This is a genomic window from Bacillus sp. JJ864 (assembly GCF_036963045.1).
Classification (GTDB): domain Bacteria; phylum Bacillota; class Bacilli; order Bacillales; family Bacillaceae_G; genus Bacillus_A; species Bacillus_A pseudomycoides_C.
Map to the genome: position 1 here is coordinate 12,712 of NZ_JBALLY010000032.1, position 25,465 is coordinate 38,176.

General features: G+C 34.9%; 23 protein-coding genes, 3 pseudogenes and 1 riboswitch. Of the genes and pseudogenes, 3 read left to right on the plus strand and 23 right to left on the minus strand.

Features of this window, described 5'->3' with window-relative positions:
- Positions 1 to 22 precede the first annotated feature (22 nt).
- The 10 genes and pseudogenes from V7024_RS06325 to V7024_RS06370 all read right to left on the minus strand — a co-directional run bounded on the left by V7024_RS06325 (position 23) and on the right by V7024_RS06370 (position 9,475).
- Positions 23 to 1,168, minus strand: a complete 1,146-nt coding sequence (locus tag V7024_RS06325) for an ABC transporter permease (protein ID WP_335517160.1) — start codon at positions 1,166 to 1,168, stop codon at positions 23 to 25.
- A gap of 1 nt (position 1,169) precedes the next feature.
- The gene (locus tag V7024_RS06330; protein ID WP_335517163.1) at positions 1,170 to 2,279 is read right to left on the minus strand and encodes an ABC transporter permease; all 1,110 of its coding nucleotides are present in this window, start codon (positions 2,277 to 2,279) and stop codon (positions 1,170 to 1,172) included.
- Positions 2,280 to 2,304: 25 nt separating this feature from the next.
- The gene (locus V7024_RS06335) at positions 2,305 to 3,243 is read right to left on the minus strand and encodes an ABC transporter ATP-binding protein (protein WP_335517166.1); all 939 of its coding nucleotides are present in this window, start codon (positions 3,241 to 3,243) and stop codon (positions 2,305 to 2,307) included.
- A gap of 110 nt (positions 3,244 to 3,353) precedes the next feature.
- Positions 3,354 to 3,470: pseudogene (locus tag V7024_RS06340) on the minus strand (sensor histidine kinase); the annotation flags it as partial.
- Positions 3,465 to 3,626: pseudogene (locus V7024_RS06345) on the minus strand (sensor histidine kinase); the annotation flags it as partial. The pseudogenes V7024_RS06345 and V7024_RS06340, both read right to left, overlap by 6 nt.
- 4 nt (positions 3,627 to 3,630) lie before the next feature.
- The gene (locus tag V7024_RS06350) at positions 3,631 to 4,266 is read right to left on the minus strand and encodes a response regulator transcription factor (RefSeq protein ID WP_335517169.1); all 636 of its coding nucleotides are present in this window, start codon (positions 4,264 to 4,266) and stop codon (positions 3,631 to 3,633) included.
- 67 nt (positions 4,267 to 4,333) lie between these two features.
- Complete coding sequence (locus tag V7024_RS06355) at positions 4,334 to 5,581, minus strand: DUF445 domain-containing protein (RefSeq protein ID WP_335517172.1); 1,248 nt, start codon at positions 5,579 to 5,581, stop codon at positions 4,334 to 4,336.
- 162 nt (positions 5,582 to 5,743) lie between these two features.
- Positions 5,744 to 7,450 carry a potassium-transporting ATPase subunit KdpA gene (gene kdpA, locus V7024_RS06360; protein WP_438824440.1) on the minus strand — a complete coding sequence of 569 codons (1,707 nt, stop codon included), beginning with the start codon at positions 7,448 to 7,450 and terminating at the stop codon, positions 5,744 to 5,746.
- 89 nt (positions 7,451 to 7,539) lie between these two features.
- A riboswitch (cyclic di-AMP (ydaO/yuaA leader) is annotated at positions 7,540 to 7,679 on the minus strand.
- Positions 7,680 to 7,791: 112 nt separating this feature from the next.
- Positions 7,792 to 8,214, minus strand: a complete 423-nt coding sequence (locus tag V7024_RS06365; RefSeq protein ID WP_335517178.1) for a DUF3995 domain-containing protein — start codon at positions 8,212 to 8,214, stop codon at positions 7,792 to 7,794.
- 91 nt (positions 8,215 to 8,305) lie between these two features.
- Positions 8,306 to 9,475, minus strand: a pseudogene (locus V7024_RS06370) (MFS transporter).
- Positions 9,476 to 9,853: 378 nt separating this feature from the next.
- Here V7024_RS06370 and V7024_RS06375 point away from each other — a divergent pair.
- Entirely contained in the window at positions 9,854 to 10,396 is a 543-nt protein-coding gene (locus tag V7024_RS06375; RefSeq protein ID WP_335517181.1) for a DUF1697 domain-containing protein, read from the plus strand.
- 265 nt (positions 10,397 to 10,661) lie between these two features.
- On the opposite strand, the gene V7024_RS06380 is transcribed toward V7024_RS06375, so the two are convergent.
- The 12 genes from V7024_RS06380 to V7024_RS06435 all read right to left on the minus strand — a co-directional run bounded on the left by V7024_RS06380 (position 10,662) and on the right by V7024_RS06435 (position 23,538).
- The gene (locus tag V7024_RS06380) at positions 10,662 to 11,519 is read right to left on the minus strand and encodes an SMP-30/gluconolactonase/LRE family protein (RefSeq protein ID WP_335517183.1); all 858 of its coding nucleotides are present in this window, start codon (positions 11,517 to 11,519) and stop codon (positions 10,662 to 10,664) included.
- A 148-nt stretch (positions 11,520 to 11,667) separates the two neighbouring features.
- Positions 11,668 to 13,044 carry an MATE family efflux transporter gene (locus tag V7024_RS06385; RefSeq protein ID WP_335517186.1) on the minus strand — a complete coding sequence of 459 codons (1,377 nt, stop codon included), beginning with the start codon at positions 13,042 to 13,044 and terminating at the stop codon, positions 11,668 to 11,670.
- A 15-nt stretch (positions 13,045 to 13,059) separates the two neighbouring features.
- Positions 13,060 to 13,416: a GIY-YIG nuclease family protein gene (locus V7024_RS06390; RefSeq protein WP_335517189.1), complete on the minus strand. Its 357-nt coding sequence runs from the start codon at positions 13,414 to 13,416 to the stop codon at positions 13,060 to 13,062.
- Between the two features lie 234 nt (positions 13,417 to 13,650).
- On the minus strand, positions 13,651 to 14,415 hold the full coding sequence (locus V7024_RS06395) for a DUF2087 domain-containing protein (protein WP_335517191.1): 765 nt from the start codon (positions 14,413 to 14,415) through the stop codon (positions 13,651 to 13,653).
- Between the two features lie 494 nt (positions 14,416 to 14,909).
- Entirely contained in the window at positions 14,910 to 15,608 is a 699-nt protein-coding gene (locus V7024_RS06400) for an ABC transporter ATP-binding protein (protein ID WP_335517196.1), read from the minus strand.
- Positions 15,605 to 16,417, minus strand: coding sequence for an ABC transporter permease (locus V7024_RS06405; protein WP_335517199.1), 813 nt, complete (start codon positions 16,415 to 16,417; stop codon positions 15,605 to 15,607). Before V7024_RS06405 ends, V7024_RS06400 begins: the two co-directional genes overlap by 4 nt.
- A 51-nt stretch (positions 16,418 to 16,468) precedes the next feature.
- Entirely contained in the window at positions 16,469 to 16,987 is a 519-nt protein-coding gene (locus V7024_RS06410) for a nitrous oxide reductase accessory protein NosL (protein ID WP_335517202.1), read from the minus strand.
- Positions 16,984 to 18,261: a right-handed parallel beta-helix repeat-containing protein gene (locus V7024_RS06415; protein WP_335517206.1), complete on the minus strand. Its 1,278-nt coding sequence runs from the start codon at positions 18,259 to 18,261 to the stop codon at positions 16,984 to 16,986. Before V7024_RS06415 ends, V7024_RS06410 begins: the two co-directional genes overlap by 4 nt.
- A 370-nt stretch (positions 18,262 to 18,631) precedes the next feature.
- Positions 18,632 to 20,020 carry a class II fumarate hydratase gene (gene fumC / locus V7024_RS06420; protein WP_335517209.1) on the minus strand — a complete coding sequence of 463 codons (1,389 nt, stop codon included), beginning with the start codon at positions 20,018 to 20,020 and terminating at the stop codon, positions 18,632 to 18,634.
- Positions 20,021 to 20,244: 224 nt separating this feature from the next.
- Positions 20,245 to 20,514, minus strand: coding sequence for a hypothetical protein (locus V7024_RS06425; protein ID WP_335517212.1), 270 nt, complete (start codon positions 20,512 to 20,514; stop codon positions 20,245 to 20,247).
- Positions 20,515 to 20,915: 401 nt separating this feature from the next.
- On the minus strand, positions 20,916 to 22,319 hold the full coding sequence (gene nhaC / locus V7024_RS06430; protein WP_335517215.1) for a Na+/H+ antiporter NhaC: 1,404 nt from the start codon (positions 22,317 to 22,319) through the stop codon (positions 20,916 to 20,918).
- 343 nt (positions 22,320 to 22,662) lie between these two features.
- The gene (locus V7024_RS06435) at positions 22,663 to 23,538 is read right to left on the minus strand and encodes a LysR family transcriptional regulator (RefSeq protein ID WP_335517218.1); all 876 of its coding nucleotides are present in this window, start codon (positions 23,536 to 23,538) and stop codon (positions 22,663 to 22,665) included.
- A gap of 109 nt (positions 23,539 to 23,647) precedes the next feature.
- On the opposite strand from V7024_RS06435, the gene V7024_RS06440 reads away from it, so the two are divergent.
- Both V7024_RS06440 and V7024_RS06445 read left to right on the plus strand, forming a co-directional pair.
- The gene (locus V7024_RS06440) at positions 23,648 to 24,061 is read left to right on the plus strand and encodes a tautomerase family protein (protein WP_335517221.1); all 414 of its coding nucleotides are present in this window, start codon (positions 23,648 to 23,650) and stop codon (positions 24,059 to 24,061) included.
- A complete protein-coding gene (locus V7024_RS06445; RefSeq protein ID WP_335517224.1) occupies positions 24,061 to 24,369 on the plus strand; it encodes a carboxymuconolactone decarboxylase family protein in 309 nt (102 codons plus the stop codon). The genes V7024_RS06440 and V7024_RS06445 overlap by 1 nt, the downstream gene beginning before the upstream one ends.
- 398 nt (positions 24,370 to 24,767) lie before the next feature.
- On the opposite strand, the gene V7024_RS06450 is transcribed toward V7024_RS06445, so the two are convergent.
- Positions 24,768 to 25,271: a DinB family protein gene (locus V7024_RS06450; RefSeq protein WP_335517227.1), complete on the minus strand. Its 504-nt coding sequence runs from the start codon at positions 25,269 to 25,271 to the stop codon at positions 24,768 to 24,770.
- Positions 25,272 to 25,465: the final 194 nt, after the last annotated feature.

Genomic DNA, 25,465 nt, shown 5'->3' on the forward strand with positions numbered 1-25,465 from the left:
CTGTACCCCTTTTATATCCTTATTAAATAAAATTTCGAGCATCGTTATTACGACCAAATTTATAAATAGCAATTAAGAAGAAGGAAATTGCAAAGGCGAATAAGATTAAAATGTTTAAATATAAATCTGCGAACTGCGTTCCTTGTTGTAATTTCGTGATTGTATCTAACAACCAACGCTGTGGAAGAAATTCAGCTATTTTTTGCACTGTTGCTGGCATAATTTCAAACGGAAAGAAGCATCCCGCAAGCAAACATGTAGGTGTAATAATGATGTTTTGCATTGCGTTTGCAGAAGTTGAATTTTTCGCAAAAGATACAATTGCTAACGATAAACCAATTGCGATTAAGCCAAATAACATCAATACTCCAATCATAACAATTAACGGCATATTTGGGTCAATATGAAATACTTTCGTCATAAATAATACTGTTACAACTATTTGTACGATTGAAATTAGCATATTAACAGCTACATTAGATAAGATATACTTCCTTCCATCTATTGGTGTTGATAATAATCTAAAATACGTTCTGTTCTCTTTTTCTTTCAAAATGAGTTCTGAAAAGTTCATCGCTGAAAATAGCATAAACATCATGAGATAACCAACTGTTTGATTCGTCATATCTTTATTTTTCGAAGTATCCTTAAGCGTATGAGCTGTTAACTTGAATGAATTTTTTTGATAGCTTGCATACATCTTGTCAAACTTACTTTGATCATCTTGTGCTACTTTACTCATTGCCGTTATATTATCAATATAATTATACAAATAAGATTTGATAAAACCTGTGATTTGCGCACCTTTAATGGAGGAGATTTCAATGTGACTCGGCTTGCCATCTCGAACACTTTGCGAAAAACCTGAATCTAACGTAATTACTGCATCAAGTTTTTTCGAGGCAAGGTTCTCTTCTATTTCTGATGATTGAATTTTACTTACTTTTACATGGTCTAATCCCTCTATAAATTTCACCGTATCACTTGCTATATAATGATTTTCATGATTTACAATCCCAATACGTAATGTCCCCTGTCCTACATTTCCATAAATCATAAATGAAATTAATGCTCCTGCTATTGGCAATCCAATAATAATAAGTAGCCCTTTTTTATTTTTCAAAAGTACAGATAATGTTTTTTGTATGAGCCATAAAATATCTTTCATATTATAGCCCCTCCCGTCTGCGTAATGCGATAATCGCAATCAATAAAAACAATGCTGAAATTCCAAGATTTAAAGAAATTACCAGAAATGCTGCCCCTAAATCATTTGCATAAATTATTTTCATAATCGCTGTATTTGCCCATGTTAATGGCGACATATTTGTAACCATATTTTCTTCGACTACAAAATATGCTCCGCCAAAAAAAGAAGCTAACTGTACAACAACCATAATAACTGCTCTAGCTGCCTCACCTGTTTTCATAATATATCCCATTCCTAACCCAAAGCTAATCGCAAGTAATACTTCTGTCAGTAGAATAAGAAACACTACGCCAAGATGTTCACCCCAATTTGCCTGATACACAAACATACTAAAGAAAATAACAAGCAGTAGACAAAGTCCATTTGTGACAAGACTACCAAATACTTTTCCAATGAAAATTTCCGCTTTACTAACAGGCGCGGCGATTAAACGATCTCCTGTTTTTCGCAATCGCTCTCCGCGAATCAGAAAACTCGCCCCCATCGCTCCGTACAGGGCAATCATTGTCGTCATTACAACCGCATAATAATCCATAGAACTTGGTTTTTTAGCAGCTTGTAAAGATGTCTCTTTTATATAATCATCATGATTTCCGCTTGAAATAACTGTACTCACTTTCCCTGGATCTACTTTCGCGACTTCTACTGCTACGTTGTACTTATCGATAAATGTAGTAAGCATCCCCTCAACAATACTTCCTTCAATGCTATTTCGATCACTCTCATATAATTTCACGCCATCTTGATTCATTTCTACATAGCCAGCATATTTATTTTGTTTCACTTCTTCTTTTCCATCTACATCCGTAGAAACTTTTTTAAAATGAATTCCCGATTTACTTGTTTCTTTTATAAATGCTTCAAATGACTGCGAGAACTTACTATCCGCTTCATCTTTATATAATACTTGTATATTTTTAATAGAAAGATTGTCACTATTAAATGCATTTGTTAAAGCTGTTCCTAAAATGAGCATAAGCACAACTGGGAATGCTAACATAAAAACTAATGTTCTTATATCTCGAAACTCTCTTTTAATTTGCGTGATAGCAATATTGAAGATGTTCAAGCGGTGAACCTCCTTTTTCTATTTACTATTGATCTTGTAATTTTCTTCCCGTCAATGTCAAAAACACTGTTTCAAGGTTTGGTGCCTGTTCTTCTAATGATCGTATTTCTACATCGTGACTAATAAAATATTGAATGATTTTATTTAAATTGTTCACTCCTGTATCGGAATTCACTTTAATTATGTTTTCTTCTATTTGAACCGCCTTAACCCCGCTAATTTCTTTAAGTTGGTTCACATTCATATTTTCAAGCGATTTCACTTCAATCCAAATATCTTTCGTATCAGTAATGATCGCTGTTAACTGTTCTTTCGTTCCTTCTGCAATAATCTTTCCATGATCAACAATCGCAATTTTCGTGCAGATTTCCTCCACTTCTTCCATATAGTGACTTGTATAAATGATTGTGCTCCCCATTTCATTTAACTTTCGAACAGACTGGAGAATGTAGTTTCTTGACTGCGGATCAATCCCTACTGTCGGCTCATCCATAATAATTAACTTCGGCTGATGCGCAATCGCACAAGCGATGTTAAGTCTTCGCTTCATTCCACCAGAGAAATTTTTTGGGTAGCTTTTATGTTTATCACTAAGTCCTACAAATTGAAGAGCTTCTTCTACTCTCGCTTTCAATTCCGCCCCTCGTAAACCATATAATCCTGCAAAAAACTTTACATTTTCATAGGCTGTTAACTCTTCGTAAATTGCTATATCTTGCGGGACAATACCGATATTCATTTTTGCAAAACGATTATGCTTTTTTATATTTTTCCCTAGTATACAAATCTCGCCTTCGTTACTTCGTAATAACCCAGCAACCATATTAATTGTTGTACTTTTACCAGCACCATTTGAGCCTAAAAAACCAAATATTTCTCCTTGTTTAATAGCTAAAGACATATTATCTACTGCGATGAAATCACCAAATTTTTTCGTTAAGTTTTTTATTTCTAATGCGTTCATCATTTCACCCCTGTTTCAGTTTCTCTGCTCTTATTATAAGAAAAAAGAATGAACCTGCTCAGTGCATAAGTTCATTCTTTTCATATGAGATCATTCATCTCACTTATTCTTTATTGCATCGGTAATAACATTGTCACGGAAAAACCATTTGTACCATCAACAATAATCGTCCCGTTAATAGAAGCTGTCCGTTCTTCCATACCGCTAATGCCGAGCCCTTTTTTCACTGCATCTTTTTTGAAAATATAAATCGCAACATTTACACAAAAATATAGAAGCAAAGCAAATACAATCCATGGTAAATTCGTCACACTAGAATGGACATAACTGAACACGATGTATAAGAAAACGATCAGCTTACTAATAATCATCCAAAATTCCATGTTTTTAATCCACGGTTCCCTTTAAATAGTAAATTGCAATTTGCGTACGATGCTCGAGTCCCGTTTTATTAAGAATTGACGTAATATAGTTCGCAATCGTTCCTTCTGATATAAAAAGCTGTTTTGAAATCTCTTTATTCGAAAAGCCTTTCGCAATAAGAGCGATAATACTAAGCTCTCTTTCTGTGAAAAGACTCGTATCTATTTTCGACTCTTCTTTATTTTCTTGTAAGTTTAATTTAATTTTATCAAGGACTACATCTTGCATCACAGTTTGTCCGTAATAGACACTTTTTAGCGCATCTCGAATACGCTCTGGATCATTATTTTTTAATAAATAACCTTTTGCCCCATTTTTCACTGCATCTAAAATGTATTCGTCATCATCAAATGTCGTTAAAATGAGCGGCTTTGTTTTTGTTTGTTCACAAATTAACTTCGTTGCTTCCACGCCGTTCATATTCGGCATACGCACATCTAAAAGCGCAATATCTACATCATATTTTTTGCAATACTCTAGAGCCTCTTGTCCGTCATTTACTGTTTCTAACACTTCAAATTCTTCGTATGTACTTAAAATAATCTTCATGCCTTCTCTAATAAATGAGTTATCATCAGCGATTATCACTTTTATTTTCATGGTTGTTAGCAAGTACTCCCTTACTAACATTCACATCCTTCCCCCATATAACTTTTCTTCTCACTCATTATATAATTGCTTTTAAACCTTCCAAAACTAACCCAATCATAAAGCCACAAACAGCACCATTTACACGAATCCACTGCAAATCTTTCCCTACATTATTTTCAATCATTTCAATTAGTGTCTGATCATCTAGCTTATCAAGATTTTCTTGTACAAGCTTTCCTATTTTAGAATGATTGTTTTCGACAAAGGTTACAATTTGCTTTTGCAACCAATCTTCCATTTTTTGAATCGTTACGGGATCTTCTTTTACTTTATTCATTTGCGTTATTAAAAATGAAAGAAGATATTTATCTGTAAACTCTTCTTTTTTAATAAAAGCAACTGCTCTTTCCTGTACTTGTTCCAACAATTCTGTTATTTTTTCACTAGCTTCCCAATTTGCAATCAAACTTTCCTTCCAATTCTCTAATTCCTGTAATACTGCTTCATTTTCCTTTACATGAATAAGTTCTTGCCGAATCTTCTTTAATATAAGTTGTCTTGTGCTATTATCGTGATTTTGTAAACTACTAATATTACTAATCACAAACTTCTGCAAAATGTTTCCGATCTTTTCTTCATCGACAATATTCATAAAGGATTTAAGCGTAAACTGTAAAAATCCATCTACTTTTATATTTTCCATCGCTTTCATGCCTAAACTTCCAAGCTGATAACGTGCTTCGTCTTGAGCTGTCCACTCTTTTGCTTTCACTAACATATAATCAAGTGTTTTTTCATCATATTCTTGTACAACTAATTGATCAATAAGGACTTGCAGTATATTTTCTGTGTTAATCGTATGCAAATACGTTTTTAATTCTTTTTCAATTACAGTAGCTAATTTTTCAGTATTAATTTGAAGGATTGCTTTTTCAGCAATTGTAACAATCCCTTTTTTCACGCTATCCGATTGTAACTCTCTTTCTGCAATTTGTAATACTACTTGTGCTAACTGCATCTCTTTTACTTTATTTGTTATACTTTCTTTCGTCAGCCAATCATTTTCCAGTGTGGAAACAAGTCCTTTCGTAATTCGTTTCCGATTTTTTGGTAGCAACGCTGTATGCGGAATTGGGATTCCCATCGGATGACGAAACAGTGCCGTAACTGCAAACCAATCGGCAAGCCCGCCTACTAAACCAGCTTCAAATCCACCTTGTATAATTCCACCTGCTACTGTTCCTTGAAACGGGAGTGTTGCGGCAAACCCCACTCCCATTACTCCAAGTGAAATTCCCGCTATATATTTTGATTGTAATGACATTCCATTTGCACATCCTTCTTTATGTAGAGTAAACTTTTCAATCTATAAAGCAATTACATTCTTCAACAAAAGCATATATCTATACTATAATGAATGCCATTAGAAACAACAAAGAATTCATTATAAAAACGAGAGGCTGACGCGCCCCTCGTCTTTATAATTTTATGATATTGTTAAAAATTCGGCAATTGGTCCAAGCACAAGCACCGGTAAAAATGTTAAAGCACCTACGATGAATATCGTACCAAGTAAAATCCCGCCAAACAAACGACTGTCGGTATGGAACGTACCAATCGTTTCAGGTACAATTTTTTTCTTTTTGAGTCCAACTGCAGCAGCAAGCATCGTAATGATACTAAAATAACGGCCAATATACATAACGAGACCTGTTGAAATATTCCAAAACGGTGTATTATCATTTAATCCTTCAAATCCGGAGCCATTATTCACAGCAGACGATGTATATTCGTATATAACTTGTGTTAAACCGTGAAAACCAGGATTCGAAATGCTATCTGTTCCGAAATGTGTTGAAAAGGCAATTGCTGCAGCGCCAAGAATAAGTAATGGCTGAGACACAATGGTAATAGCGATTAATTTCATTTCTTTTCCTTCTAATTTTTTATTAAGAAACTCTGGCGTACGTCCTACCATTAATCCAGCCAAAAATACGGCAATCATTGCATACATGATCACGTTCATGAATCCAACTCCAATCCCGCCAAATACAGTTCCTAAAAGCATATTTACGAGCGGGACCATTCCTCCAATTGGTGTTAACGTATCATGTGTAGTATTCACGCCCCCTGTCCCCGAAGCGCTTGTAACAGTTGCATATAAAGCAGAAGATATAACGCCAAGACGCATTTCTTTCCCTTCCATATTTCCTTGTGAACTTTCTATACCAATTTGATTTAATAGCGGATTTCCTTTCAATTCAGATAAGGCAAGTGTAGAAAACCCAACGATAAACAAAATAAGCATCGATACAAAAAACATTCTTCCTTGTTTCCGATTTCCAACCATTCGTCCGTATACAAACGGAAATGCCATTGGAATTAACATTTGCAGCATCATTTGCAGCACATTACTAATCATATTTGGGTTTTCAAAAGGATGTGCGGAAACTGTTCCAAAGAAACCGCCGCCATTATCTCCAAGTTCTTTAATAGCTAGTAAAGACGCTACTGGCCCGCGGGGAATTACCTGTTCCGTCCCTTCTAACGTTTTTGCGATAATTGTAGAATCTAACGTCTGCGGTGTTCCTAGTGCTAGAAAAATGAGCGAAGCTACAAATGAAATTGGTAACAATACCCTTATAATAGATTGAGCAAAATCAACAAAGAAGTTCCCAATTTTTTTACCTGCTAGCACACGAATAAACGTAATCCCAATCGCCATTGAAGTTGCAGGTGCTGCAAACATCATAAACGTTATCCCAGCCATTTGAGAGAAATAAGATAAATTACTTTCGCCCCCATAATGTTGTAGATTCGCGTTTGTCATAAACGTAATGGCTGTATGAAACGCTAACGTCGGCTCCATTCCCGGAAAATGATTTGGATTTAACGGTAACATCCCCTGTAACCGAAATATAGAATACACAACAAGAATAAAAAATAGATTCGTAATAATTAAACAAAACAAATAGCGCTTCCAGCTTTGACTATAGCCTTTAATGTCCGCTACTTTAAACAAAATTTTTTCTAGCGGACCAAATACCTTTTGAAATGGTCCCTTTTGCTGAAAAACATTGTATATGTAATCCCCCATCGGTTTTGCGACAACTACAAACAGACAAATTGTAATTAGACTTGTAAGCCAACTCACTCTTTTCCTCTCCTCTGTTATCTCTATATTTTTCTCCATTAAATATAGAGATAAGTTTAATTGTAAATTTTTACCATAGAGAGAATAAAAGAAAACACTAGGCCGCACCTAGTGTTTTTTACACACAAGTCCCCCCTCTCAAAACGCTGACGAGGTTAGCTGTCGGATTCGGACCTTGAGAGTAGCCCTACCTAAAAAGGATTCACCCCGAGTGACAAAGCACAAAATTGGTTCCCCCGCTCCTAAGTGGATTAAGCGATATTCGGCTGTAAAATTTTCCATTTGTCTGTTAATATACTCTTCTAAACTCTTATTGTAAAGAGAGAAAATACAAAAAAGAAAACTTCCCTTAACGAAAGTTTTCCTTCCACATACTACTCTCAATAAACCGCCACTACAAAAATAAAAGCGATATACAAACAAAGTGGACTGTATAACCACGTATCATACACCGAAAATTTTGTTCCCTTTACTTTTTTAAAGAATCCAACGTACTTCATATCACCAACTGCACGTAATAAGAAAACCCCAACTAAAACCATACATCCCCATTTTGTATAACGACTCGGATTCCAGAAATCCAAGTATCCACTTTGCGCTAATAGAATCATAGCAAAACATAGAATGGCAAGTGCCACTGCAAAAGTTCCTATTTTCCGCGGAACAAAAGCATATTCGTCGCTGTCCTTTTTCATCGGAAGAACAACCTTGCTTCCCCAAGACCCGCCACATCCCCAGTACATATGAATAAGGCTGATGAACACGAGTATGCTCGCACCTAAAATGATGAAAAATGATGCCATTGTATTCCCTCCTACTTGTACTTATGAAAAAATTTTTTCTCTTACTTTTCTATAGCCTATATAAGGAAACTATATAATGAAGAACTTTTCCTCATAACTTACGGATAGGACTAAAAAGTGCAATCATAACTTCCATAACCTTTGCAGCTGCTGCCAATGCAAATACTGCAACTGGATTATAAGCAGAAATGATCCCACCTACTAAAGCACCCAATGGCATAGCTAGACGAGTAAGTACTCGTGAGAAGCCAAGAACCCTTCCTTGCATATCGGTAGGCACTGTTTCTTGCCGGATTGATGCTACGATCGTGTTCCAAGCTATATTACAGATCATTGCAACGCCAAAAGCAATACCAGGTGCTAGCCAATATTTGCTCCAGATTGCATAAGTTAAGCCGATAGTACCTATACCTAGAAGAACAGGGATAAGAATTCCGCGTCGAATGTACCTTTCAAGTGGGACTGCAATCATGCTCCCTAAAAGTCCTCCAACTCCAATTAAAGTATAATTATAACCGCTTTGTTCAGCAGTTAAATGTAATGTTGAAAGCAAGTAATACATAAATACTCCTAGTACAGCACTGGCACCAAAATTACCAACCATAGCTTGTAGGGATAAAGCAAGGTTTAGCCGATTATTCGTCAGCCATTTCAGTCCTTCTTTCATATCTCTTGTTATGCCTTGTAATACATTACCTTCTCTAACGATGGCCTTATTTCCTCCTAATTCAGGTAAGAGTAATACTACAATTAAAGTAGCGGAAAAGGAGAAGACATTTAACCAAAGCGCGTTAAATCCTCCTATTATGACGATTGTCATTCCTGCCAATGTTGGACCTGCTAAACTAGCAATCTGATTAACCATTTGATATGCCGAATTCGCTTTTGTTAACTTTTGACCTGCAATATACGGAATTGCTGTAACAGTAGCTACATCAAATAACATGGATAAGACAGCTAAAATAAAAGAAATAACGTATAGATGCCAGAGTTGGAGAACCTCCAAAAAATGGAGAATTGGAACTAGTCCTACCAAGAACATACTTCCTAAATCAGCTATCCACATTAACCTTCGTCGATTACAGCGGTCTACCATTACGCCAACGATAGGACCAAATAAAACAATAGGTAATACACTAGTAGCAAAAAGCGAACTCATAACTATTGCAGAACCAGTCAACTCATAAGCAATTCAAGGAAGCGCAAACGTATAAAGAGCGTCACCGAGCCGAGAAATTAGTATACTAGAAACAAAAACCATATAAGAACTAGGTAAATGTGTGACTCTTGCTAACCACTTTTCACTAGTTCCATTCGAGGGCAACGATGAGTTGAACTTTCTTTCTTTTTTAAGGGTCAATCTTAGTCCTCCTTTCTGTATATAAATGTTATAACTTATTTAAATATCGCTATTCAGACAGGAATCACAAAATATTTCCGAATCTTACAAATTCTATTCTTAGTTTAACATAATTTTGAGTGAATCCCCTTACTCCAAAGATAGTGTAGCTAGACAGCATATGATAAGAAAATTTTGGAATATAAAACTACTATTTTTTTTGCGAAAAAAGGAGTCCTTCCCTAAATCAACGAATTTGTTAATTACAACCTAAAACAAAAAATGACTGAAGGTGACTGGATGGTAATTTATATCGCATTATTACGAGGTATTAACGTAAGTGGACACAATAAAATTAAGATGGCTGAATTGAGACATACCCTGGAAACGATGGGCCTTAGCCAGGTTCAAACGTATATTCAAACTGGCAATGTCCTTTTCAAATCGGAGGAGGATCCAGAATCGCTACGCCTCCGAATCGAGGATGGAATCAGAACCAATTTTGGCATTTCAATCACCGTTGTCTTAAGAACAGCCGAGGAACTGGAGCGGATCATTGCAGATTGCCCATATGCAGATGTCCCTCTAGCTAAAGGAGAAAGCATTCACGTTTCCGTATTGACAGAAGCACCGCCGCAGAAGGTGGTTGATTTATTGGTAAGCAGTGAACGTAATAACGATGAATACCATATCCACGGACGTGAAATTTACTTCTTGTTCCGTCAAAGCATCTTGGATTCCAAGCTGGCAAAAAATATGCAAAAACTTGGAAATACGGCAACAACGCGTAACTGGAATACGATCAACAAAGTATCCGCGTTAGTAAAAGCAATGCAAGTTTGACGTAAATAAACATGTTCGAATTTTATGGTCAGAACCCTATAGGTAAGCTATAGGGTCTAAATTATTTTTTAACATATAATCCGCAGCCATGCAGTCAAAACATAACTTGTACTCGTTTTCTCCCTTTGTTTTAAACCTCACATGTGGCAGAAAAAGGCCCTGACCGCTTCTATGTACGGCCAGATGCTCTCGTCTCCCCTAAAATGAAACTGGTTTTTATGTCAGTTTCTCAACTTGTATTTATATCAGAAGCTGCACTTCTAAATTAGTAAACTTCCCCATTAAATCGATATGTAGGACATCCTTTTATATTCGTTTTTATTCGAAAGACTCCACCAGCACTTGCATCTGTAGTATGCATTTTGGCTGTTGTAATGTATAACTCATTTAAGTCACTTCCGCCAAATGTACAAGATGTTACATATAAAGCAGGAATAGGAATACTTAGCAAATGTTCTCCATTCATAGGATTCCAGCTTGATACTTTAGAACCTCCCCAATGGGCAATCCACAACATTCCTTCTTCATCAATTGTCATTCCATCAGGAAATCCTTCTTCTTTTCGCATGACAACCACATCTCGTGAATTTTCAATATGACCTGTGCAACTATCATAATCAAAACGAACCACTTTTCTTGTCGGCGTATCTATAAAATACATATACTTATGGTCTGGTGACCAAGCTAAACCATTAGAAGTACTTACATGTTCTACTTTCTTCTTTACAGTTAAATCGGTATCTAAACAGTAAAGAGCGCCCTTTCCATCAATGCCAACAGCGTCTGTAGTACCAGCCCAAAAACGCCCTGCCGGATCATATTTTCCATCATTAAAACGATTTTCTTGTAAATGACTTTCAGGGTCACAAATAGCTTGCAGTTCTTCCGTATCCGAATTTAAGAAATAAAAGCCATTCTCTAAAGCAAGAATCATTTCACCAGATTCACTCGGAACCACTGATCCTAGACAGATTTCCTTATCTTCATTTGTAATTGGATTATAGATATGAACCTTCTTCTCCAATATATCAACCCAATACAATAACTGCTTTTCACTATCCCAGCAAGGCCCTTCTCCAAGAGTAGCCTTCGCATCAATGACTAGTTCTAATTCACTTAACAAATTAACCCCTCCTTATTAAAGAATATTCTGTCTTTTAATGATAACATGTAATAGTTTCGAATTAATGACATATATTCTTTACCTTGAACCATAATAATCCCCTTCAAATCACTTATCTGAAGGGAATTCCTTATCTACGTAATAAACTTTAGCTTATAAGACGCGTAATTCGCTTCTTCTTCCATGACAACCTGTAATATCCGTATTGTAAAAGTAAACTCACAATAAACGCAGCTGGATACCCAACCCATATTCCTTTTATTCCAAGACTCGTATGATACGAAAGGAAATAAGCTACCGGAACTTCTACAAGCCAAATCGATATAACCGCAAAAATAGTCGGCCACAATACAGTTCCGCTCGCTCGCATTGTTGCACCAATAATTTGCGCATGACCGAAAATTAAGTAACTCCATAACGTAATCATAATGAGACTATGTGCAATATCAATCGTATTCTGACTCGTTAAAAAGAGCGCTAAAATTTGTTTTGAAAACAAATAAATAAAAGAGATTAATATTCCTCCAATTACATAGTTCATAACAAGTCCTGCCCTGATTACTTTTTGCAGACGATCAAATTGATTTGCTCCAATGGACTGCGCTGCAAATATGGAAACGGTAATCCCAAGACTCACTGCTGGCATCTGTACATAACTTGCCACTTGGTTCACGACTCCATATGCTGCAGTTGCATCTGATCCAAAGCGATTTACAAAGGAAATAACGGCAATCTCTGATAATGAAACAAGTATCATATTAATACTTGCTGGAATGCCAAGACGTAATAATAATTTTAATAACTCCCAATCCATGCGAAGATACTTTCGAACTGTTGCATCAAATTGCAATGGATGTTTCGTTTTCCTTAAATAAACTAACAAAATAATAAATGTAACAATTGTTGATATAACAGAAGCATATGCTGCGCCGTACACACCAAGTTTCGGCAGACCAAGCCAACCAAAAATAAGAATAGGTAAGAATGCCATATTTAGTCCTGTACTAACAATTAAAAAATAAAATGGTGTTTTAGAGTCCCCTGTCCCGCGCATAAATGTTGTATAAGCAAAATACAAAAATAGCACTGGCATGGAAATAAATAAAATTCGTGCATAGTGAACGCTTATTTCAATGATATTTTCCGGCGTACCAACAAGTAGCATAATATCCATTGCAAACATACTACCCACTACCGCTAAAATCGCTCCAAGTACAAACGTAAATGTCAACGTTGTACCGACGATGGCCTTTAAACGTTCTTCATTACGAGCCCCAAAAGCCTGCCCAATTAAAATCGAACTACCAGACCCAATCCCAATTACAAATGAAATAAGTAGAAAAAACAACGGAAAGAAAGCTGATATAGCAGCTAAGTCATTAATACCAAGCCAACGTCCTACCACTACCATACCAAACAACTGTCCAAGCGACTGTAATACATTACTTAATAGTAAAGGAATGAGAAACATAGCCATAGAACGCCATATTGGTTTACTTTCTGTTCCTTCTTCAGTTATTTTCATGTTTCATAACCCCTTTTATCGAGAAATGTCGCGATTATATCCTTGCTCTCCATATGGCAGCAATTTCTCTAACCACTTCTCTTCTAATTTTTTCAATTCTTCTTTTTCGTTAAAATATCTAGTATCTTTCTTTTTCAACACTTCTAATATTTCAAACTCAAAAGCATCTGCCCCGTATTCCTTCCAATCATCTTGCAATGCCTTATTCGTATGAGAACCCATATTAAGTAAAAGTCGTCTTCCACTCATCGTTTTGAAATTCCTTGTACTCTCTACATACACTTTTTCGTTCTTTGTATTTCGAATACAATAAATCCCTCCTTCTATTTCGGTTTCTTTATACAGTTGTTTTAATTCTTCTCTTCTATCCAATTTCCTTTCTCCTTTCACTTTATCTATATATATCTATTTTAATTTTTCGCCATCTAAGTCACTGCTGTGCAGAATTCAACATGAAAGCTACTTGCTTGCTCCTTTTGTTTTAACCTGGCATGTGGTAGGAAAAGGCCCTGACCGCTTCTATGCATGGCCAGATGCTCTCGCCCATCTAAAGAGAAATAGGGTTTTTATATCGATTTTTAAATTTGTATTTCTCTACATTGTTCTTTATAACTTCACCCAGTACTGACTTCCATCAGATGTTCTGTCAAGGAAACCATATTCAATTAAATACCTTCTTAACGTGACATAATCAGGAAATACATGTTCTAAAATCTCATTAACTTCTTTTTCTGTATATTTTTGATTGCTATCAAACTTTTTCACTAAATGTTTCAAAATAATGAGCTTTCGCTTTTGTTTTTTCGGAAATTTAGAGAGAGGGCCGTCTAATCCTTCTGTAAAGTGCAATTTTAAAACCTCTTCATTCTCCGCTTCGGTAATGTTATACCGCTGATCAACCATCGTAGCTGTACGATGAATCGGGAGAAATTTAGGTTGAGTCGTCGCCTTTTCTTCTGACAACTCCATAAGCGCTAGAAACACTTTAGCTTGTTTCATCTTCTCCCTTAATGTAAAACGATGATTCCGAATTGTTGAAGTGCTTCCACCGTCCATTTCCTGTACAATCTCTTTATCGTTTAAACCCATATGAAAGAACTGAACCATCTTCTTCTGCAAATCTGTTAAACCTGTTAACTTCTTATCTAACCCTAATATATAGTCAAACATAGAAATATGTTCGTTTGCGATATGAAGCTGTGTAAACTTCTCTGCTTCATAAAAAACGTTTTCTTCTTGATAAATAATACCTTTCACAAATTTTTCTCCGCAGGCTAAACAAATGTACTCTTCAGTGTCTTTCTCAAATATATATCCTTTTTTCAATTCCTCTACTGTGGCATTCCAAAACCATTCTGAAATATCATTCATGCTAAACAATCCCCTAAAAAGTTTATTTTAAAAACAAACAAATTATGATTCCGTTTATTTTTATTTATAATATCATAATAAAAATAAACATTTCAACATATTGTTTCCCTATTTTCAAACAAAATCAAATATCGTTTATACTTCACGGATTTTAGAAGAGAATTTCATTTCCCTGCAATAAAACAAAATTTTTATCAACAGGGAATCCCTGCCCATCGGTAGTGAAACAAACAAATGCAAATTTTTTTACAAATACATATGAAAAATAAAATAGCAAATAGGACTAGCTACCAGTCTAGTCCTATTTGTTATTAGCTTTATTAAATTTTTCTTTTTTCTCGATTAACTTAAGGAAAATGAAACCAACTATTGTAGCTAGGAAGACGAGGAGTAATTGAAGAGATAGTCTAAATGAAATGATTGATTGAAGCTGTCTAGAGTTAACACTGCAACGCATGTCCTTATTTCACCAAAAAGATTTTATGCTTTTGGTTTCATCCCTGCCGATGCAATTGTAATAGGTGCAGTATTTTCTCCTCTTTACTCCCTTTATGTTCAATACGCTTTGTCACAACCCCATCTTGCATAAATAATATACAATCTCCTATCTCCGCTGCCACGTCCATCATATGTGTGGAAAAAATAATAATTGTCCCATTTTTCTTGATGTCTTGTAAAACCTCAACGAATGCATTGACCCAAAATGGATCCAAACCATTTGTCGGTTCATCTAATAATAATAGTTTCGGTTTCCCTAACAACGCTTGTCCAAATACTAAGCGTTGCCGCATTCCCTTTGATAAATGTTTTACAAGTTCATTCCTCTTTTCAATCAGACCGATCTTTTCTAAAATCTCTTGTATTTGCTTTTGACTTACCTTTCGTAACACACCATAAAAAGAAAGAAATTCATGCACAGTCATCATTTCCTGTGCATGGAAGTCATCTGGCATATATCCAATTTGCGACACGTATGCATTCCTGTTTTCATGGAGGGCGATACCATTTAAGACGATCGTGCCTTCTGTCGGTTTTGAAATACCTGCCAATATATGAAGAAGTGTACTTTTTCCTGCACCGTTCCCGCCGCATAGCACGAGGCACGTTCCTCCGTCTACTTGAAGTGAAAAGTGAGAAAGTGCTTGTTTTGTCTTATATTCTTTTGAAACCTCACTAACTTGTAAAAGTGTCATTGCATTTTTCTCCTTTCTAGCTTCCATGCAGAGAGAGTAAACCCAAAAGCCATATAGATCAGTGTATATAAAATAAGAACTCCCCACGCCGCCTCAGATTGTAAGAAAGTAATGAGAGAATCGTATGCTTGTCCAAATATCGCACCGCCGCCTAATTGAACAACAAATACGATACGAAGCAATTCAGCAGGATTAATAAGCAAAGCTATTTTTAGAAGCACAGCAATCATCGGATACGGAACAAGGCTAAGAACAGCGATAAGCGCAGTAGGCCAAATCATAATGAGGAAAAACCAAACTCCGACAGAGATTGTTAGCGCCTGCCATCTTGTTACAACAAAAGAACCGATCACGACACCGATTATTAGAAAAAAAAGCATTAATACTATTGAAAATACATAAAGAGCCAGCACCCATTTCATAGATAATGCACTTCCACTAATAAGGCCGATTATAAGACTTATACCATAACTAAGTGTAAAAATAATGAGCTGCGCTGTAAATTGTCCGAATGCTTTTCCCATAACGTAAGCAACACTAGAAATGGGATACGTACTTAATAACCGCCACTGTCCGTTTTCCATTTCATTCGCAACAGAAAAAGAACTGATAATAAGCATAAATAACGGTATAATATACAGCACTAAATTCGCCATTGTACCTGTCATATTTGTGTATCCTGTTATAGTAGGCGTATTTCGCTCTAGTAAAAATAGTAAAGACAGAACGCTCGTCCAAAGGATTACAAATGTATAAGATGAACGTTGTCTTATCGTGATCCGCCACTCAGATTGCCAAATGTGCCACATAGTATCCCTCTTTCCACAAAAAAGGACAACCGGAGCGGTTGTCCTTTTTTATTAATGAGAATGATTCATATCCTTTTTCTTTGCATTCTCTTCTTTTATTTTCATCATCATATCCATGTTTTTGTTCCATTCATGCTTTTCTAAATCTTTTGCTACTAACACTTCACCTTTATTTTTAGAAACAAAGCTGTCCGCGTCTTTTTTATCTTTGAAAGAAATCACATTATAAGCCATCGGTGTTTTAATCTCTTTGTCATAAACATAAGTCGCTTTCTCTACTTCAACCCACTCTTTTGTATTGTAATCACGTACAAATTTTGCTTGCAACTTTTCATTCTTGTTTTTATTCATCCATTTGTACATACAACCTAGATCATCAAATTTCAATGATTTACCATTTTCAAGAATTACTTCTGTTCCGAATTGATCGTTCGTCACAAGCATATTACAATTGGCACATTTATCATTTTTCTCGTCAATTGCTACTGGCTTAACTTCCTTTTTCCCGCAACCAACTACTGTTAATAAAAGAGCTGCAACTATTGTAATAAATAAACCTTTCCATTTCATCTTCTTTTCCTCCCAATTTTAAATAAAGTGATACTTACCGCTAACATACTTACACTAATCATTCCGATTTGCATCTTAAATGAAGATTTGTATTCTTCTTTGTTTTCTCCCATTCCCATCATAGGTTCGGTATCTGTTAAAACTTGATTTTCAGGACTTTTCAACAATGTTTGGAGTACAATCATACCAGGCGCTTGGAAAAACAGCTGATATTCAGGAACTTCATTCGTTAGTGTTAGAAAAAATGGATCTGCACTGTATGGTATGCTGCTAAAGCCATTTCCCTTTGTATCTAATTTCAAAGGTGCGTCCCAATAATTATGTATAATTTTGTTCTCTGTACTGTTTATCGCTTGAGACTCATTTACATTCCCAATAAAGACATTGTCAGACACATGATTTTCATTGGCATTTTTAAATTGCATGCCAATAAAATTCTCGGTTACTTCATTATCTGAAATTCGGTTGTTATTCGCATTCTCCACATACATCCCAACACGGTTATAGGAAATTCGATTACCAATCGTTTCCGTGTTTTCTGCATCATACAGCAACAAGCCCTGTGCATTGACATTACGATTATTGAAAGTTAACTCGTTCCTTTCAATTTTTGTGTCTTTTGTTCCCATCACCATGGCACCTGTAATATTGTTGTGAGACTTGTTATTCTGTACGGTTATATGATTAGAAAACATAATATGTATGCCATAACGAGAATTTCCGATAGCATTACGAGATATTCGATTAAAATGACTATTTTCTATATAAATACCATCTCTTACTTTATCAATCTCGATCCCTTGAATCACATTGTTATTTGATTCCCATAAGTCAATTCCGTTTCCTTTAGAATTCCCTTTAATCAAACCACCTTCAACAACCGTACCACTTGTCTCATTAAATTTAATCCCGAACTGCTTTGTGTAGATTTGAAGATTTTTCAACCGATGATTCTTACCAGTAACATGAATAGCTTCCGTGTCCGCCTTACTACTGCATTGTTCTACCTTTATATGCTTCAAGGTGACAGATTGTCCTTTTACCGTAATAACGGGTTCTTTACGACAAGAACGAACCGTAACTTCTCCCGTCCCTTCCAAAGTAACAGGCTTTGAAAGAACGATTGCTTCATTATAGTTACCACTCGGTATTTTTACGATTCCATATTCAGGAGCAGCGTCAATTTGAGATTGTAACGTATCCTGTGCATAAGTATGGAATGAACAACTAAAAAAAATGATACAAAAGAGAAAAAAAACTCGAGTTATTTTCATATAGCAATCTCCTCAAATATCAGTCGACCTACATGAAGGATAACAAACAATTGTGTGGAATTTGTGAAGTAATTTTGTATTTTTTGACAAAAAAAGATATTTTTAAATATAAATCCATTTTACGTTTTCAACATATAAGTCACTTGTATAAAGAACAAAACATATCCTGCACTCACTTGCTCCTTTTGTTTTAAGCCTGGCATGTGGCAGGAATAGGCACTGACCGCATCTAGGCATGGCCAGATACTCTCGCTCATCTCAAAAGAAAGAGGTTTTTGTGTCAGTTTTTCACTTTGTATTTATACATGATTCCTCTATAGACTAAAAAAATAGGATCCTCACTTGAGAATCCTATCTTTTATATAATCTTTCATTCCTTCGGCTCAATCATTTGCTTCGGATCTACAATTTCATCAAATTGTTCCTCTGTTAATAACCCTGATTGCAGTGCTACTTCTTTTAATGTTAATCCCTCTTTATGTGCATGCTTGGCAATCTTTGCTGAATTTTCATAACCAATATGCGGATTTAATGCTGTTACAAGCATTAACGAGTTATTTAAGTGTTGCCCAATCATTTCCTCATTCGCTTCAATACCGACTGCACATTTATCGTTAAATGAAACAATTGCATCTGCTAATAATCGAGCAGATTGTAAGAAATTATAAGCAACGACCGGCTTAAAGACGTTTAATTCAAAGTTTCCTTGACTTGCCGCAAAGCCAATCGTTGCATCATTTCCCATAACTTGCGCTGCGACCATCGTTATAGCTTCACTTTGCGTTGGATTTACTTTTCCTGGCATAATAGAGCTTCCTGGTTCGTTTGCTGGAATCGTAATTTCCCCAAGGCCACTGCGCGGTCCACTTGCAAGCCAACGGACATCATTTGCAATTTTCATTACATCAGCTGCTAACGCTTTTAACGCCCCGTGCGTATAAACAACTTCATCATGACTTGTTAACGCATGAAATTTATTTGGCGCTGATACAAATTGTTTTCCTGTAAAATTACTAATTTCTTCGGCAACCATATCACCGAATTTTGGATGGGCATTAATCCCTGTTCCTACCGCAGTACCACCAATTGCAAGTTCTTTCATATATATACTGCTTTCTCTAATCATCCGCTCTGTCTTTTCAAGCATGCGATGCCAGCCGCTCACCTCTTGTCCTAACGTTAACGGCGTTGCATCCTGTAAATGAGTACGACCAATTTTAATAATATGAGAGAACTCGTTTACTTTTTCTTGCAACGTGTCTTTTAATTTTGCTACTGCTGGTAATACTTGTTCTTCTACAGCTATCACACACGCAATATGAAGTGCTGTTGGAAATGTATCATTTGAGCTTTGAGACATATTCACATCATCGTTCGGATGAATATGTAGATCAAGCCCTTTTTCTCGTAAAATTTGATTTCCACGGTTGGCGATTACTTCATTCACATTCATATTAGACTGTGTACCACTTCCTGTCTGCCAAACAACGAGCGGAAAATGATCATCCCATTTTCCTGATAAAATTTCATCAACCGCCTCCACAATTACATTAGCCTTTTCTTCTGCTAACTTCCCTAACTTTTGATTACTAATCGCTGCACTTTTCTTTAAAATTACAAATGCCCGAACAATTTCAAGCGGCATACGCTCTGTTCCAATTGAAAAGTTCTCCTTACTACGCTGCGTTTGTGCTGCCCATAATTTATCAGCCGGAACTTTCATTTCTCCTAATGTATCTCTTTCAATTCTGTACTTCATGTTTTCATCCCCCTTAAAATACTTTCTTTTTTATTGTATCAAAAACACCCTCAAATGATAAATATTCTCAATAAAGACGAGAGAAATTTATAAATTTATTTTTTCTACTATGTTTTGTTAAAGATCATTAATGATTTTAATAATATAAAAGGACTTTCACACTTGGAAAGTCCTTTTATATTTATTGGTACCCAACCAATAACAAATACTTTAATTTAAACAGATTACAATTTCTCTTTTGCTAATACTTCTTCTAATTCTGCTTGAAACTCCTTCGTTTTTTCCATGTTTCTCAAGATTTTCTCAATATCCCTTTGACCAACAAAGTTTCTTACAGAATCGTTCATTGAGATTAATGCACCATATTTTTCGAGGATTTTTTTATACCAGTTCTCTTTTCTTAACAACTTAAATTTTTTATTAATCGTTCTATTTTTTTTAGATGGCAATGATATTAAGATTCCTTCAAGCAAACTACCAAGTAATTCTACCATTTACTATTTACCTCTACTCTTTTAATTCTTTTAAACATCCTTTATATCTTTTGTTTCCTAGTCAAAATTTGCACACCCGAATTATCTTCTCTCTCTATACGATTTTTTCTTAAAACCTCTAAAATCATCTGTATAGAATAACCTTGTTGTTTCAACATCGTAATTAAATCGAGTTCAGAAAAAATCACAAGAAAATTTCATAATATTACTTTTTTCCACTTAAAAACATTCGAATTAACTTTCACTACTTTAGCACTTTTTCTTCAGGTCATCACAATAAATATAACATAAATTGGATATTACATCTATAAAACATTATAAGACACTAGATAGATATTGAAAAATTACCTATTTAATTAAAAAATCATCCCCGCTATAAGCGAAAGGATGATTTTTTCATACTATGATACTTGCTTTTCTTTCTCTATATCATCTACATACCAAATAAATTTACCTGTATATCCATAAATAACGGCGAGCGCTAATGATACAAAGCTCATCCACATAAACGGAAGGTAAGATAACGTCGAAACGCCTAGAATACCCGCCATAAAAATACCGTTATCAGACCATGGAACCATCCCTGATGTGAGCGTTCCACCGACTTCTGAGTTACGAGCTAAAATGCGGCGATCTAATTTTAATTTATCATAGCTTTCTTCCATAATTTTTGGCGTTAAAATTAACGATACATACATGGCACAGCCAAATACGTTTGCTAAAAATGCAACAATTAAAGTCGAAAGTGTTACATTACCTGCAGATGTTAATTTTTTCTCAAACTTCGAAACAATAACTTTCAAAACGCCAAGCTTTTCTAGTAAACCACCAAAACCAAGTCCGAAAATAATAACAGCAACTGAACCGAGCATTCCTTCAATTCCGCCGCGATTTAATAATTTATCGATGAAATCGATACCGGAATCAATAGAAAACCCTTTGTAAGCTGTGCCAATCGCTTCTCCAAAAGGCATTCCTTGGAATAACGCTGCCCAGATGGCACCAAGAAGAGCCCCCATTGCAATTGTAGGCATAGATGGACGTTTCATCGCTAAAAGTATAATTACCATGACCGCTGGAACGAGCATCCAGATATGAATATCAAAATGCTTTAGTAAAGATGCCTTTAGAAAATCTACTTTTTCTAAATCTACATTCTTCCCGCCATATACCCAGCCTGCAACTGTAAACATAATACCCGTAATAATATAAGCTGGAACATCTAAATACAACATTGCACGAACGTGCGCAATAACATCTACTTTCGCCATAGAAGCTGCAAGTACGGTGCTATCAGATAATGGTGATAATTTATCTCCGAAATACGCACCAGACAGAACTGCACCAGCTACAAGAGGAAGTGGTAATCCAAGTCCTTCCCCAATTGCCATCATTGCAATACCAGCTGTACCTACCGTCCCCCAAGAAGTACCTGTTGCAATAGATGTAATAGAACAAATAATTAAAGTTGCTAATAAAAAAATACTTGGGTGAATAAATTCTAAACCATAATAAATAAGTGTTGGTACAACACCGCCAGCAATCCACGTTCCGATAAGGGAACCAACCGCTACTAAGATTAAAATCGCTTCAAGCCCATTCGAAATTCCTTTTGTAATGGCATCTTGTAAGTCTTGATAACGAAACCCAAGTCTTAACCCAAGCGCAATGACAAGAAACCATGAAATAAATAACGCAAGCTGAATCGGTAAATCGAAAATTGTCTGAAACGAAAAGACAACAGATAAAAACAATAGCAAAAGAATGATGATCTCGATCATCGATGGTAATCTTACACTTTTCAAATTTCTTCTCTCCTTGTAAAGCAATAACATGATGCATGTCGTTTAGTTATTTTTACATAAACATAACTAGATAAAACATAAATATTCATATTATTCCGATTTGTTTTTTTAGTATAATAAATGTACGACCTTTTTATTGTAAAAGTACAGCCTGTATTTCGCAATGCTAATTTGAAAAAATACATTAATTATTCTTATCTCATTAATATTCAATCCGATTCATCAAAAAAGAAACCATTTTAAAGTTGATAGAAATAGCTTCTTTTTATATTCTCAACTTTTAAAGGTTTGTATGGTGTATTTAATCAAATCAACCTAGATAATAAGTAATCGAAAACGTTATTTATAACAACATCGATTCAATCAATTTCATTAGTTGCTGTTTTGTTTGGCTTAAATAGTTTCTTTTTTTAGAAGAAATTAATAATCCTATAGGCATTTTAGGATCGAATCCCTTAACCTTAAATGATATTAAATTTTGTTTTAAAATACTTCCTTTAGGGATTATGCCTATCGCATCCCCAAAAACCATTTGTGGAATAAGGTGTAGCGCACTACAATTGTAGACTCTTTTAAAAGATAAATTGTTCTTTGATAAAAAAGCATTCACAGATTGATAATAATCACAACTATTTTCTCCAATCAAAATGGGGTAATTAATAATATCAGATATTTCAACTGATTCTTTTGATAATACTGGATGATTTGGATTACTTACTATAAATTCGATTTGTTCTTTGCATAGTGGAGTGAAGTTCACATTAGAAATATTTTTGTTGTTTCCGCAAACAGCAAAATCAATCTTATTTTGATCAATCATTTCTGATAAAAGTGCTGTATTTCCCACGACAAAATCACAATGTATGTATGGCTTCTCATTGTCTAAATATCTTAATATAAATGGAATTACTTTTTCTGCAACTGATTCTAATAAACCAATTCTTAAATTCCCCTTCTCTTCATTACTTATTCGCTGCGCTTGAGATACTGAATAATCCCAATGCATCAATAAATTATCTACTTCCTCAGCAAATAATATACCTTCATCTGTTAATCGAGCATCCCATCCTCGTTCAAATAGAAGAAAACCGAGCTCATTTTCTAGTTTTTTTATATGTGTTGTTACCGTTGACTGAGCATAATTTAATTTTTTAGCTGCGAGTGAAAAAGTTCCTTCCTCAATAATTTTTTTAAATGTATTTAACTCTTTTATTTCCATTTTCACACCTAATCTCTATCGAATTTATTGATAATAATGTTATTTATTTTCAATTATACAAATCAAAATTACAGAAGTAAAATAACGTTATAAGAAAGGGAGTGAATATATGCCGCTTGTTACTGTTTATTATCCAGAAGGGCAATTAAATAAAGAAGAGTTAAAAAAGGTAAGCAATAGTATTCATCATTCATTAATTGAAGATTTTAAAATTCCCAATAATGATTACTTTCACATGTTTTTACCTTACCCATCTAATCAATTTTTTTACGATTCTTATTATCTCTTAGAAGGGGAGCAAAAGAGAACAGATAAAATGATATATGTTTCTATTACATGTGCCCCAGGAAGAACATTACATCAGAAAAGAAATTTGTATCAATCAATCTCGGAAGCTTTTTATAATCGTTTAAACATCCCTACAACTAATATTTTTATTACATTAAACGAGACATCTGCTGAAAACTGGTCATTTGGTCAAGGAATAATACAAATGGTTAATATGAAGGAGGAAAAAGAATAATGAATGATCGTATCGACTCCAACATACCAAAAAGAATGAGAGAGATTGCTCCCGATTTTGTTGATTACGGTGAAAACATATTATTTGAAAAAGTATGGAGAGATCCGACATTGACATCAAAAGAAAGAAGTTTAATTACACTTTCTGCCCTAATTAGTATTGGCAATACTGAACAGCTACCATTTCATTTACAATTAGCTAAAAAGAATGGAATAAACGAAAAAGAAATTATTGCTTTGATAACACATATGGCTTTTTATGTTGGATGGCCCAAAGCAACTACAGCGCTAAATAAACTACTAAGTTAAAAATAACAGTATAGTATTTCTTAAAGCATCTAGTTAACAACAAAAGAAAAAATCAACTTTTCCACGAAACCAAAAATCTATATATATCCAAATTAAAAAACCCGACATAAAAACCTCTTTCTTTTTAGGAGAGGACAAGAGCATCTGGCCGTGCATAGAAGCGGTCAGGGCCTTTTCCTGCCACGGACGAGGTTTCAAACAAAGGGAGCAAGCGAGTACAGGTCATGTTGTAGTCTGCATAGCAGCGATTTATATGTCGAGAAATCAAAATGGATTTATATACATTCAAATATAAAAGCCATTTTGACTAAGCTTTTTCAAAATGGCTTCTTTTTATTTTGTCGTACAATCCCGTTTTGAGGAACACTTTTAATCAAGCCTGATTTTAAGCTACACCCTTATTTTATAAATAGGCTGTTTTCCTTTAGGAATTGTATTATTTGTCTTTGGTGATAGTTATCGTGGTCTGTAAATTCCTTAACAATATATATAAGTGAATACGGTGTTCCAGTATGTGGACAATGAGTTACACCGTTTGCAGTTAATGGCTTTTTTAACGTTTCGATTGATAGCTTGTTAAGTTCTCTTACAAGTAATTCCCTTGTACCTTTTGCTTCTTCAAGAAGTTTTGATTGTGATATGCCTGATTTTGCGTAGTTTGATGCCTTTTTATTATGTGTATCAAAATCTGGAAACTCCATTCCTTTTTCATTTTGTACAGATGGAAGGACTTCTGTTAATAGATGATTATCCCACTTCATAATATGTGCTATTATCTCACTTACAGACCATTTACCATCAGCTATCGGTTTAAACCATAATGTTTCATCGATTTCTTTTAAAGTGATTAGCCAAGATGAATAATAATTAAAATAACTAATTATATTTTTTTCCTCACTCAACTTGATCCCTCTTTTCTAAATTAAGTTAATATAATTATAACATAAAATTCAAATTAATCAAACATATGTTCCCATTCTTGTATTATGTTGCAAAAACAAAAACCCTTGAGAAAACAGCCTAAAAATAAAATGAAATAACTTTATTATTTCATTTCTCTCTCATTCTTGAGAAGCGATCTCACTGCCCGCAAAGA

Bases quoted from the DNA above. Each gene is read 5' to 3' on its own strand.
- V7024_RS06375 (WP_335517181.1), top strand. From the start codon at position 9,854: ATGGTAATTTATATCGCATTATTACGAGGTATTAACGTAAGTGGACAC.
- V7024_RS06325 (WP_335517160.1), bottom strand. From the start codon at position 1,168: ATGAAAGATATTTTATGGCTCATACAAAAAACATTATCTGTACTTTTG.
- V7024_RS06425 (WP_335517212.1), bottom strand. From the start codon at position 20,514: ATGGTAGAATTACTTGGTAGTTTGCTTGAAGGAATCTTAATATCATTG.
- V7024_RS06385 (WP_335517186.1), bottom strand. From the start codon at position 13,044: ATGAAAATAACTGAAGAAGGAACAGAAAGTAAACCAATATGGCGTTCT.
- V7024_RS06365 (WP_335517178.1), bottom strand. From the start codon at position 8,214: ATGGCATCATTTTTCATCATTTTAGGTGCGAGCATACTCGTGTTCATC.
- V7024_RS06405 (WP_335517199.1), bottom strand. From the start codon at position 16,417: ATGTGGCACATTTGGCAATCTGAGTGGCGGATCACGATAAGACAACGT.
- V7024_RS06415 (WP_335517206.1), bottom strand. From the start codon at position 18,261: ATGAAAATAACTCGAGTTTTTTTTCTCTTTTGTATCATTTTTTTTAGT.
- V7024_RS06435 (WP_335517218.1), bottom strand. From the start codon at position 23,538: ATGGAAATAAAAGAGTTAAATACATTTAAAAAAATTATTGAGGAAGGA.
- V7024_RS06400 (WP_335517196.1), bottom strand. From the start codon at position 15,608: ATGACACTTTTACAAGTTAGTGAGGTTTCAAAAGAATATAAGACAAAA.
- V7024_RS06350 (WP_335517169.1), bottom strand. From the start codon at position 4,266: ATGAAAATAAAAGTGATAATCGCTGATGATAACTCATTTATTAGAGAA.
- fumC (WP_335517209.1), bottom strand. From the start codon at position 20,020: ATGAAGTACAGAATTGAAAGAGATACATTAGGAGAAATGAAAGTTCCG.
- V7024_RS06410 (WP_335517202.1), bottom strand. From the start codon at position 16,987: ATGAAATGGAAAGGTTTATTTATTACAATAGTTGCAGCTCTTTTATTA.
- kdpA (WP_438824440.1), bottom strand. From the start codon at position 7,450: ATGGAGAAAAATATAGAGATAACAGAGGAGAGGAAAAGAGTGAGTTGG.
- V7024_RS06440 (WP_335517221.1), top strand. From the start codon at position 23,648: ATGCCGCTTGTTACTGTTTATTATCCAGAAGGGCAATTAAATAAAGAA.
- V7024_RS06395 (WP_335517191.1), bottom strand. From the start codon at position 14,415: ATGAATGATATTTCAGAATGGTTTTGGAATGCCACAGTAGAGGAATTG.
- V7024_RS06355 (WP_335517172.1), bottom strand. From the start codon at position 5,581: ATGTCATTACAATCAAAATATATAGCGGGAATTTCACTTGGAGTAATG.
- V7024_RS06445 (WP_335517224.1), top strand. From the start codon at position 24,061: ATGAATGATCGTATCGACTCCAACATACCAAAAAGAATGAGAGAGATT.
- V7024_RS06335 (WP_335517166.1), bottom strand. From the start codon at position 3,243: ATGAACGCATTAGAAATAAAAAACTTAACGAAAAAATTTGGTGATTTC.